The organism is Bordetella holmesii, from assembly GCF_020735985.1.
Lineage (GTDB): Bacteria > Pseudomonadota > Gammaproteobacteria > Burkholderiales > Burkholderiaceae_B > Bordetella > Bordetella holmesii.
This window is the reverse complement of the sequence record NZ_CP085973.1, coordinates 1,453,008-1,464,667: the sequence shown is the minus strand read 5'-3', so window position 1 is coordinate 1,464,667 and position 11,660 is coordinate 1,453,008. Positions and strand designations below refer to the sequence as shown.

General features: G+C 61.0%; 9 protein-coding genes. 5 read left to right on the top strand and 4 right to left on the bottom strand.

The features are described from left to right. Positions 1-28 precede the first annotated feature (28 nt). From LK440_RS06910 to LK440_RS06900, 3 genes are all read right to left on the bottom strand, one after another. Entirely contained in the window at positions 29-874 is an 846-nt protein-coding gene (locus LK440_RS06910) for an EAL domain-containing protein (protein ID WP_227944826.1), read from the bottom strand. A gap of 24 nt (positions 875-898) precedes the next feature. After that, positions 899-1,504, bottom strand: a complete 606-nt coding sequence (locus LK440_RS06905; protein WP_135238892.1) for a CSS-motif domain-containing protein — start codon at positions 1,502-1,504, stop codon at positions 899-901. A 173-nt stretch (positions 1,505-1,677) separates the two neighbouring features. Further along, positions 1,678-2,424: a hypothetical protein gene (locus tag LK440_RS06900; RefSeq protein WP_227944799.1), complete on the bottom strand. Its 747-nt coding sequence runs from the start codon at positions 2,422-2,424 to the stop codon at positions 1,678-1,680. A 179-nt stretch (positions 2,425-2,603) separates the two neighbouring features. Between LK440_RS06900 and LK440_RS06895 the strand changes: the two genes are divergently transcribed. Further along, positions 2,604-3,380 (top strand): hypothetical protein, encoded by a 777-nt coding sequence (locus LK440_RS06895; RefSeq protein WP_017685578.1) that lies wholly within the window; start codon positions 2,604-2,606, stop codon positions 3,378-3,380. A gap of 22 nt (positions 3,381-3,402) precedes the next feature. On the opposite strand, the gene LK440_RS06890 is transcribed toward LK440_RS06895, so the two are convergent. Next, a complete protein-coding gene (locus tag LK440_RS06890; RefSeq protein ID WP_005019488.1) occupies positions 3,403-4,947 on the bottom strand; it encodes a TerC family protein in 1,545 nt (514 codons plus the stop codon). A 744-nt stretch (positions 4,948-5,691) separates the two neighbouring features. Between LK440_RS06890 and LK440_RS06885 the strand changes: the two genes are divergently transcribed. From LK440_RS06885 to LK440_RS06875, 4 genes are all read left to right on the top strand, one after another. Next, positions 5,692-6,891 (top strand): EAL domain-containing response regulator, encoded by a 1,200-nt coding sequence (locus LK440_RS06885; protein WP_005014008.1) that lies wholly within the window; start codon positions 5,692-5,694, stop codon positions 6,889-6,891. A 436-nt stretch (positions 6,892-7,327) separates the two neighbouring features. Further along, positions 7,328-7,609: a response regulator gene (locus LK440_RS18185; protein ID WP_272897081.1), complete on the top strand. Its 282-nt coding sequence runs from the start codon at positions 7,328-7,330 to the stop codon at positions 7,607-7,609. Continuing rightward, the gene (locus LK440_RS18180) at positions 7,551-7,952 is read left to right on the top strand and encodes a response regulator transcription factor (protein WP_272897082.1); all 402 of its coding nucleotides are present in this window, start codon (positions 7,551-7,553) and stop codon (positions 7,950-7,952) included. The genes LK440_RS18185 and LK440_RS18180 overlap by 59 nt, the downstream gene beginning before the upstream one ends. 5 nt (positions 7,953-7,957) lie before the next feature. Beyond that, positions 7,958-11,614, top strand: coding sequence for a transporter substrate-binding domain-containing protein (locus LK440_RS06875; RefSeq protein WP_005014010.1), 3,657 nt, complete (start codon positions 7,958-7,960; stop codon positions 11,612-11,614). Positions 11,615-11,660 lie beyond the last annotated feature (46 nt).

Below are 11,660 nucleotides of genomic sequence, written 5' to 3'. Positions count from 1 at the left end.
AGCCAAAGAGTACACCGCCACCCGGGCCTCAGGCGAGAGGACGATGTCCTTTAACCCGGTACCAGTGGGCAAACTCGGCGGCGCGTAACGGCGGTGAGACCAGAAAACCCTGGACGTAGCCCACGCCGCGTTGGCGCAAATAGTCCAGTTGCGTCTGTGCGCTGACTCCTTCGGCGACAACCGACAGGCCCAATCGGCTTGCCAGGGCCAGAATCAGCTCCAGAATGGGCGAATCCTGATCCGCATCGGTAATGGCGTCGATGAATACCTTGTCTATCTTCAGATAATCCACCGGTAATTGCTGCAAGTACGACAAGGAGCAGTACCCTGCACCAAAATCATCAATCGCTACACTCAGTCCCGCCGCCCGCAGCGTACGGATATGCTGCTGGACTATGCCACTGTTCTCCACCAGGCTGCGTTCCGTCAGCTCCAGCACCAAGTGTGGGGCATTGGGTGCAACCTGCTGGGCGAAAGCCTCGATGTCCGCAGGGAAATCCGCGCGCAGAAGGTGTTCCGCCGCGACGTTGACGCTTAAATGAAAACCCGGTGGCAGGCCCATCAGCGGAAGATCCCGTTCGATCAGGCGCAACGCATGCCGGGTCAGAGGCACGATGGCGCCTTCTGCCTCGGCGGCGGCAATGAACACTTCCGGACTGATTGCGCCCACTCCTGGCCGCTCCCAGCGCATCAGAGCCTCGATCCCTTCGCAACGGTCACTCCCGATGCCCTGGATGGGTTGATACTCCATATGAAATTCGCCTGCCCGCATGCCGCGGTGAATCTGATCATGGAACGACATTCGCTGCATTTGCAGACGGAATACCGCCCAGCTCATCAGACACCCTAACACCAGCGCCACAGGCAGCGACACCAGCAGCAAGCGCTGCCATTCCTCCTAAACCTGGCTCGCGGGCGAGAAGATGCGGATGTCGACAGGTACGTTCTGCGACATGAAAGACACGCTAGCGCTCTGCGCGCCATAGGCGCGCGGCTCATAGATGAGGTCACGCGCAGGGCAGCTCGCTAGGGTCATCCCACCGTCGATCTTCAGTTCGATGCGGTGATTGCTTAGCGCCGCCACCGAGTCCAGCAGGTCTTGCAGATACTGGCTGTCGATCACTGCAATCGCATGCCGTTCGCCCGGGCCTGCAGTACCGGCCAGCAAGGCGGGACGCTCAAGCACGAAAGGCGACCCGTTGACCAGCCGCAGCCAACGTCCAGGGGGGATAGCCCACGGCCACTCTCTGGAATGACCGCCGGGCAACGATGGCAGCGACGAACAGTAGGCCTGCCGACCGTCGAACAGGGTCAGCGAGCGAAAATATGGCCGCGTACTCATCGTGCGCGACAGAACTGGCCGGGCTTGATCGCAACCCACTTGTAACAGTGGCACCATGGCGTCGATACCGAGCCAGGCTTCGCGCAATATGCGTTCGACCTGGACACGCATGATGCCCGCCTCGGTTTGCGCTTGTGTCCGGCTTAGGCGCTGCGCATTCATCCATGTCAGCACCACGCACGCTACCAGCGGCAGCAACAGGGCTATGGCCAGCGAGATATAGCGCCAATGTCTACCACTGCCGCCAATCAAATCCGATTTTTGCACGCTGTCCTACCGCCCCTGTGTATCGTCCACCTCACGTCGTCGCTCCAGCGTACCTGAGTTTGCGGCACTCAGGCGCCCCGCCAACGGTGCGAGATCAACCAACCGAACACGATCAGGCTTCCGGCACCCAGCAGGCCCGCGGCGGCATAGTAGATGGGGCGCGCGCGGAGAATGTGTTCGGCCTGTACGTTGGCGCGTGCAATCATCTTCGCGTCGGCACCAGCGGCCAAGGGGGCCGGATCCAGTGGCGCGACGATGTAGGCGAACGCAAGCAAGATCGCGCCCAGCAAAATCACAAACAGCGCGGCCCAGCCAAGGGCGGCTATCCTGCGGGGACGCGGCCGTTGTTTGACGGCGGCCTTGGTGCTTCTTTGCGGCGAGGCCTTTTTCTCTGGTTTGGCACGGCCTTCTTGGGGCACAGGTCTATCCGCGCGCGGTGTCTGGAGGCGGCGCCATAACCCGGGCGCCGCCGCAGCCAGGCCCAGGGCGACGGTCGCGCCCATCAGCGCCGCCGCGGACAAATGGCTGTTGCCGGCAAGCCACTGTGGCTGCCCGCCGACCAGGGCGCTCTTGCCCATCCAGGCGTGCAGGACATGACCGCAGGCATAGCAGGCCGCCAGCGCCACGGTCACGGCAACGAATACGACAAGCCCGCTGGCCAGATCCTGCTGGCGCTCTGTCTCGAAGGACCGTACCGTCCGCCGCACGACGCGCAAGCAGACAAGAGCCAGGGCCAGCATAATCGCAAGCGCGATCCAGGCCATTGCAACGCCATAGACAAACCGCGCCAATACCACCGTCATCGAAGAAACCATCCTGTATCCGGTTGCGCACCTGCCGGCAGCAACCTTAATATCAATAAAATCAGCGGCTTATTTACCATAATTAAAGTAAAAAATATAAGAATTCACATCAAGCGCGGCACGGTACGGAGGCCTTGCCGTACGATTGCCCTGCCTGAATCGTACGTCGTAGACTGGTGCTTTTGCACGCCATGACCGAAACCATTCAGTTCTACCCCGGTGCCCCTGCTGCGGCACGCTTGTTACGCCAGGCCCGACACAAACCGGGCGAGCGCCTTCCTGAAACCTGCCGGCCTGCCACGCAAGGTCAGGCTCTGTCGGTTCAGCAAGCTCAGGCCGCATTGCGCTTGGTCGAGGGCGACCCCATTGCTGGATGGAAATGTGGCTTGCCGCAAGACGGTAAGCTCAAATTGGCCCCGATCTATGTCAGCGGTCTGCGTCAGGCGGGCGCGATTTCCTTGGGTCAGGACACGGTTCGCATCGAGCCTGAAATCGCATTTGAGCTGACCGCGGACCTGCCGCCGCGGGCGCGCCCGTACTCAGAACACGAGATCGACGACGCGGTGGGCAACGCCCGCCTGGCCTTGGAAATCCTCGGCAGTCGCTATCTGCGGCCCGAGGCTCTGCCCCACGCCGAACTGTTGGCCGATCATCTCTACAACAATGGCCTGGTACTTGGCCCAGCCATCGATCAGCCCGCGCCGCAATCGCTAAGCCTGACACTGCAAATCGAGGGTCAACCGGCTTGCGAGCTCGCCGGCCGGCACCCGGACGGCGCGCCTCGCGCCGGACTTTACTGGCTGGTCAACTTCCTGTCGGAGAACGGGCTGGGCCTGGTCGCAGGCCAGCACATCATCACCGGCTCCTATGCCGGTTATCTGGATATACCGGCTCAAGGCAAGATCAGCCTGACCTATGGACAGTTGGGTCAACTGCACCTTGAGCTGACCCCGTGCCCCCCAGGCTGAGGGCCAGTGGCCGCCGCCTTGATCAGACCGCCTGGCGGGCCAGCACTTGGGCGATGCGGCGCCCTTCCAGCCTTCTGACTTCAAACTCCCAATCGCGCCAGCGTACGCGTACGCCCACTTCGGGCAGGCTGTCGGCCGCTCGCAGCACGCAACCCGCCAAGGTGGCGTCCTCGGCGTAGTTCTGCCCGAGCAGCGGCGCACCGATGATCCGCGCAGCCTCGGGAGTCGCCAGCCGGCCATCGAGCAGCCAGGAACCATCGGCCAGACGCGCCGCTCCTGTGACCTGATCTTCGGCGTGATCCGGCAGGTCACCTGCCACCGCCGTGAGCAGATCCATCGGCGTCACCAGTCCTTCGCAGACCCCGTGCTCGTCCACCACGATCAACAAATGGTCGCGCGACTGGCGCATGACCTCCAGCAACTTGATCACCGGCACCGTCTCCGGCACGTAGTGCGGCTCCTGCGCAAGCTCGATCAGGTCCAAGGCCCCGGGCACGCGCAAGGGGGCGAGCACATCCTTGAAGTGCAGCACCCCAACGACATTGGCCGGATCGCCGTCGCACAGAGGAAGGCGCGAATGGCCAGAGGCGAACTTGTGGAGCACGGTCGCGGTGTCGTCGCGCACATCCAGCCAGATCATCTCGCCGCGCGGCACCATGATGCTGCGCAGATCTCGCTGCCCCATGGACAGCACCCCCTCGATCAGGCTGCTTTCTTCGGGCGCGAAGGCGGCCGCATGCTCGGCCGCCTGCGGTTCGGCGGGCACCCCACTGGCGTCTTCGCCTTGCGCGCGCAACAGTTTCAGTACCATGCGCGCGGTACGCTCGCGCCGCCCCAGCCCGTGCTCGTCGCGTTGCCGATTGCGCTGCGCCAATTGATTAAAGAGCTCGATAAGAATGGCAAAACCGATGGCCGCGTACAAATAGCCCTTGGGAATGTCGAAGCCCAAGCCTTCAGCCACGAGGCTGAAGCCGATCATCAGCAGCAGGCCCAAACAGAGAATCACCACCGTGGGATGGCGTCCCACGAAAGCCATCAGAGGGCGGCTGGCCAACATCATCACGGCCATGGCGAAGATGACCGCCGTCATCATGATGCTCAGATCCTGCACCATCCCCACCGCGGTAATGACGGAGTCCAGCGAGAAGACCGCATCGAGCACCACGATCTGGGCAATCACCTGCCAGAACACGGCGTATTGCTGGCGGCCACTGGTGGCATGGGCACGCCCCTCGACCCGTTCATGCAGCTCCATGGTGCCCTTGAACAGCAGAAACAGCCCGCCAAGAATCAGGATCAGGTCGCGGCCGGAAATCTCCGCCCCCAGGATGCTGAACAACGGCTGCGTCAGCGTCACCACCCAGGCAATACTGGCCAGCAAGGCCAGACGCATGATCAGCGCAAGCGACAACCCCAACATGCGGGCCTTGTTGCGCTGATGGGCTGGCAACTTGTCAGCCAAAATGGCGGTGAACACCAGATTGTCGATGCCAAGTACGATTTCCAGCACGATCAGGGTGGCCAGGCCCACCCAGGCAGTCGGGTCGGACATCCAGTCAAAAAGCATCCACGTTCCTCAAAATAAAAAAGCCCACTGTCTCTGGACGAGGCATGGGCGTAGGGCAAAACAACAACAACCGCGCGGGCGGCTGGTGTGAGAATTCAGGTACCCCGCAAGGGGTAAGGCGGTGGCGGCAGCGGCCGCTGGTAGACGGGGGCTCTTCGGTCATAAAGAGGGAAGGCGGGCGAATCCACAGCCTCCCCATGAATCTAACAATAACCTGAATAATAGCAAAAGCCGGACGACTTCGCGTCCTTAGACTCAGGCGGGTCTGCGATACGCGCAGCGTTGCCGTTTGGCTAGGCGTTGCGGCCCTAAAGTTCTGTCTGTTGCGGACGTTAACGGCGTAATACGCCGTTGCCAGACCACGCCCGCCCATTCGTATGGGATCAGTCTTGGATAACGGCATTGCCGATAGAGCCCCAAGATTTATCTGATAGTTTGCACGATAGATGGCATCCATAGCGGTAATTAGCACGCTTGCCCCCTGGATATTTTCTCGATTCGACTGTTCTTTGGGGCCGTATCGTTCCGGCATTGTCGGGTCCCTCCAACGAGGCATCGCCGCGTTGCTAAAAAAATACGGGACATCATCTTGGAAATTTGTGCTCAACCGGATATAAAAGCGGATATAAATCGAAGGAATTCTGTCTTGCGCGCCCAATCGTGGCAGCCAGCGAAGACCTTTGTCTCGCCGAGCAGCCTCAGGGCCGCCTATGCTCTTCCCACCATTGATAGTCAAAATTCCGTATGAAACAGCCGGCCGTCCTCGTGATCGAAGACCACCCCGTGCAGCGGCTGGTCATTGTCCGAGCCCTGGAGATGCTGGGATATACCCGTGTTCTCCAGGCCCAGGAAGGCAGCCAGGCGCTCGAACAACTTGCATTGCATGGCGTGGCCGACATCGTGATCTGCGATGTCCGCACCCCCGGCATGGACGGCACTCAGTTCTTGCGTGAGTCCAGTCAGCGCAATCTCGTCAAATCGGTCATTCTCAGCAGCGACGTCCCCAGTGACCTGACAGCTGCCATTTTGCACATGGCCAGTCTATCCGGTATCCAGGTGCTGGGCGATCTGGGCAAACCCCTCAACCTCGGTCGCCTGGAGTCCCTGCTGCGGCGCTATGAGAGCGACTCCTCCACGGCGCCGGGCAACGCGCAGACCCCGGCCGAAGATCCGCCCAGCGCCGACGAGATTCGCGTCGGTCTGGATCGTGGCGAGTTCATCCCCTATTACCAGCCCAAGTTCGACGTGCGCACACTTCAGCCCGCTGGCGCGGAGGTCCTCGCGCGCTGGATTCACCCTGAGCGCGGCCTGCTCTCGCCGGGCTGCTTCATCGAAGCCGTCAAGGATTGCAACGAACTCGATCGCATGACGTGGGCCTTGGCTGATCAGGCGATGGCGCAAACCGCACGTTCTGTCCCCATGGGCAGGGGGGCAAGCCTGGCGCTGAACGTCGAGACGTGTCAGTTGGGCAATGCCCAACTGATGACCCATTTGATGGGGGCACTGCAGCTCCATGCCCTGCCGGCCACCGCCCTCACAATCGAGGTCACCGAAACCGGCCCGCTCTCGGTGCAAGCTTCCACGCTCGAAACCCTGGTGCGGCTGCGTCTGCTGGGGTGCACGGTCTCGATCGATGACTTTGGCACCGGTTTTTCCTCGATGGAGAGGTTGTGCAATCTGCCATTCAATCAGCTCAAGATCGATGCTTCCTTTGTCAGCCGCCTGCCGGGCGATGCCCGTAGCGAAAGCGTCATCGCCGCCACGCTCTCTCTCGCCGAGCGCCTGGGCATCAACGTGGTTGCCGAGGGCATCGAAACCGCTGATCGCCGCAACGCCTTGCTCGACATGCGGTGCGCGCTGGGCCAAGGCTTCTGGTATGCGCGCCCCATGTCGGGGGACGAGTATGAGTCATGGTTGTTCAATCCCATGGTAGCCAATACCTGATCGTATGACGCGCTACCGCCTAGGTACGGGCTTGCCGAGTCAGCTCGGTTTATCCCTGCACGCCGTTACGGCGTCTTATTCGATCTTCCCGGACGGGGCGTTCGATGTATTGCACGATCCCGGCGCCCCGCCGTAGCGCCAGTGGCCGCAGCAGATAAGACAAAAAGCACAAGATTGGTCTGAGATCCCGGCCCGGCCCTTGGGGCAGATACTTAAACTAGCCTGATTTTTATTAGGTTCACCGTAACGCACATTCTCGCAATATTCAGTAGCCAAACTGCGGGCTATGCTCTAACTTGTCACCGAATTGGGAGCTTTAGATGCTTACCTTTCAATGTGATCCCGGCTTCGGAAAAAAACCACCTCTGGCTGACTACATCTTTTCAAACATAATAACGATCATTAAAACTGAAGATTTGTGAGGCAGCAGACGGCCATGCAAAAGCTACTAATTATTGATGATCATCCCGTCATCCGGTATGCCGTAAAGGGCTTGATGGAGAAAGAGGGTTTCGAGGTCGTGGGCGAAACGGACAACGGCTTGGACGGCATCACCATGGCGCGGGAGCTGCTCCCCAACCTGGTGATTCTGGACATCGCCATCCCGAAGCTCGATGGCCTGGAGGTCCTGACCCGCCTGCAGGCGCATGGGGCTGCCCATGCACGTGCTCATCCTCACTGGCCAACAGCCCGCCCTCTTTGCCAGGCGCTGTCTTAACGCGGGCGCCGCGGGCTTTGTCTCCAAGCACGGTAACCTGCAAGAAGTGGTCGACGCCGCCAAGGCGGTCGTGGCGGGCTACACCTATTTCCCGAAAACCACGCTTACGGATATTCGCGGAGTCGAAAACCAGGACGACGCGATGATGATCTCCTCGCTGTCGAATCGCGAGCTGGCCGTGCTGCAGTTATTGGCTCAAGGCCTGACCAATAAAGATATTGCCGACAGCATGTTTCTGAGCAATAAAACCATCAGTACTTACAAAACCCGCCTGCTGCAGAAGCTTAATGCAACCACACTGGTGGAGCTGATAGACATGGCCAAACGAAATAATCTGGGGTGAGGTTTATGCCGCCAAGGGTGGTCTGGCGATGCGCGCGGTGGCTGCTGAGTCTGGCGGCCGCTCTCTTGTTCGCTGGCGGGCCTGTCGGCGCTCAGACGCTGCTCGACGGCTCCAATGCGGATGTACCAAAACTGAACCTGGATCTGGACGGCGAGGACTGGCATTGGCTGGCAGACAAACGCGAGTTCAGACTCGGCATCTACGCCCCTGACTATGCGCCATTTCAGTTTACGCAACGCCCGCGTTTCGAGGGGCTCAACGCCGACTACCTCAAGCTCATCAGTCACAACCTGGGCTTGATCCCGGTGATTCGCCTGTTTCCGGATCGAGACAGTGCGCTGCACGCCTTGAAGGAAGGCGATATCGACGCGGTCGATGATGTGGCTGGCGGCCCGCTGCACGGCCAGGACTTCGCCACTACCCGCCCCTACCTGAGCAATCCTACAGTGGCTGTGGCGCGGCGCGATCGAGGCGATATCCCGGCCGATCTGGGAACATTGCGCGTGGCGGTCAATCCGCGCTCCCAGCCCGCCGCCATACCCCAGGATGCGTCAGCCGCACGATGGAGCAGCTACCCGACGCCGTTGCTGGGCATGAGTGCCGTGGCGTACGGGCAGGCCGATGTCTATCTCGGCGACCCACTGGCCGTGGCCTATTACTTGGCGGCAGGCGTCTTTAGCGACATGCAGGTGCTACGCCGGGATGACCTCGGCCAACGTGCCAATGTCTACACCGTGCAACGCGCCAATACCCGGCTGCGTCACATTCTTGACCAAACCATTGCCGGCATCCCGGCTGTCTGGCGGCAGAACGCTATCTATCGATGGGGCTTGCCCACCGGCGCCTTCATGCCGCCCCCGCCGCTTGCATTGACGGAAAAGGAACAGCGCTGGATCCGGCGGCATCCGGTGGTCCGCGTGCAGGCACTGAATCTTTTTCCGCCCTTTTCGATGCATATTCAGGGCGACGCGCAGTTGTCCGGACTCTCGATGGATCTGTTGCAACGGATTGGCCAACTGGCAGGATTGCATTTCCAGATCGAAGGGGCCGACTCGTCGGCGGGGATGCAGCAAGCCTTGCAGAACCATGAGGCAGACATGAGTGCGGGGCTGTTCTGGAGCCAAAACCGCGAAGATGTGCTGGATTTCAGCGCTCCCTATCTCAGCACGGCATTTGTATTGGTTGGCCGGCAGGACAGCCCGGCCTCGTCTGCCGGCGCGGATTTCGCGGGCCTGCGTATTGCCAGTGTGCCCGGCAGCGCCGCGTCTGACGCGTTGATTCAACACTACCCGCATGCGGAGCTTGTGCCGGCCAGCAGCCCCAATGATGCGCTGCTAAAGGTGCTCGGTGGGCAGGCGGATGTTGCGGTGCAAACCCAAATTGCCGCCAACTTTTACCTCCGTAACTACTTTCGCGACGAGCTTCGCGTCACCGCCGCGCTGAACACCGCTCCTGCGCGGCTGGCCTTCGCGTTTGCCCGCGATCAGGATGAGCTGCAAAGCATCGTCGACAAAGCCTTGGCGGCGCTTCCGGCCGATGAGTCTATCTACCTCATGAACCGCTGGCGCGGCGAATCCGCATCCACCATCAATACCTGGTACGCCTATCGTCAGGAGATCTATCTGCTCGTGGCAGCCGCCGTGGTCACTGCCGCGATATTTCTCGCCTGGGTGGTCTATCTGCGCAGGCAGATGCGCCAACGCCGCCAGGCAGAAAGAGCATTGAGCGACCAGTTGGCCTTCATGCGCGTCTTGATCGATGGCATCCCCAACCCGGTCTTTGTGCGTGATCGACACGGCCGTATGGTGATTTGCAATCGTAGTTATCTGGATACCTTCCAGTTGCAGGCCGAGGACGTGGTCGGCCGGACCTTGCTAGAGTCGCCCATGCGCACCGACAATCCTGCCCAGGCTGCACGCGTGCATGAGCAATACCTGCAGGCAATGGAACAGGAGGCAGGCGGCCCAGTTTTTCAGGATCTGGAGCTGACGCTGCGTGGCGAAAAGCATTATCTCTATCACTGGCTGCTGCCTTACGCCGACTCGGTCGGCCGCGTCAATGGGCTGATCGGCGGCTGGACCGATCTGACGGAACGTATGAGGCTGCTGCATGATCTGCAAGAAGCCAAAGAAGAGGCCGACGCGGCCAACCGTGCCAAGACCACATTTCTGGCTACCATGAGCCATGAAATCCGCACTCCCATGAACGCCATCATAGGGATGTTGGAGTTGGTACTACGTCGCCCGCCCGAGCAGGCGGTTGACCGCCAGGCACTGATGGTGGCTTATGATTCGGCCCGCTCGCTGCTCGATCTGATTGGCGATATTCTGGACATTTCCAAGATTGAGGCAGACAAACTCGAGCTCACGCCGGTACCTACCGATCTGCGCCGCTTGCTCGAGAGCGTGGTCAATGTCTTCCAGGGGATGGCGCGGCAAAACGGGCTGAGCCTTCGGCTGGACATCGGCGCAGACCAGGTCCCTGCGGTCTCTATCGATGCCTCTCGCCTCAAGCAGGTCGTGTCCAATCTCGTGAGCAATGCCTTGAAGTTCACCGAGAAAGGTGGCGTGACGGTATCGATGCAGGTCAGGCCAGTTGAGCAAGGACTTGCCCGGATAGAAATCGCCGTCGACGACAGCGGCCCTGGCATCAGCGCCGCCGACCGCAGGCGTCTGTTTGAGCCGTTTACCCAGGTCCACCAGGAAGCCCGCGCCGACAAAGGCAGGCTCGCAGGCACTGGGCTAGGACTGGCTATCAGCCGTCGCATCGTGCAGGCCATGGGCGGCAGCTTTGATCTGAGCAGTATCCCCGGCAAAGGCACGCGCATCGATGTGCAGCTTTGCGCTCCGCTGTTGGCCGCGGATGTGCTGCCAGCAGCGTCCCTGCCCGCGCAGATCTGCACCGATGCCAAGGTGGCCCGGCTGCGAGTGCTCGTCATTGACGACCATGGGCCCAATCGCATGCTGCTGGCGCAACAATTGGCATACATCGGTCATGATGTCCTGGACGCCGCAGATGGCAAGCAGGGTCTGGCGCTTTGGCGCGAGCATGAGCCGGATGTGGCGCTCACCGACTGCAATATGCCGGGGATGAGCGGCTATGAGGTGGCTCGGGAGATCCGTCGCCTCGAGCAGGCACATGGCCGCGCGGCTACGATCATCTATGCCATCACGGCGTCGGCGCAAACCGAAGAATTTGCCCGCTGCGAGGCTGCCGGCATGGACGGCTGCCTGTTCAAACCCTTGGACATTGATACGTTGCAGCAACGTCTGCACCCCCTTGCCGTTCGGAAAGCCGAGCAACGCCCCATGCCTTTCTCTCCCACTACCTTCCGCCCTCAGGAGCTGCTTGATCTGACCGGTGCCGACGCGGCCATGGCGCGACACATTATCGAAGAACTGATCAAGACCAATCGCGAGGATAGCGCGGCGCTGGCGCAAGCGGCCCGGATCGGAGACAATCCCGCCGTGGCAGATCTGGCCCATCGTATTGCGGGCGGCGCCCGCGTAGTGGCGGCCGATCAGGCGGTCGCTCAAGCTCACGCCTTGGAGGCGGCCGCCCGTCAAAGCAAGGGCGATATGCAAGCAGATGCCACCGTGTTGATTCAGACGCTCGCCAGCCTGGAAGCCGATATGCAGGCCTGGCTGGCCGCCCGCGACTGACACGAGTACCCCACCGGCTGACGCCAGGCCGTTTTTCCACCTGAAG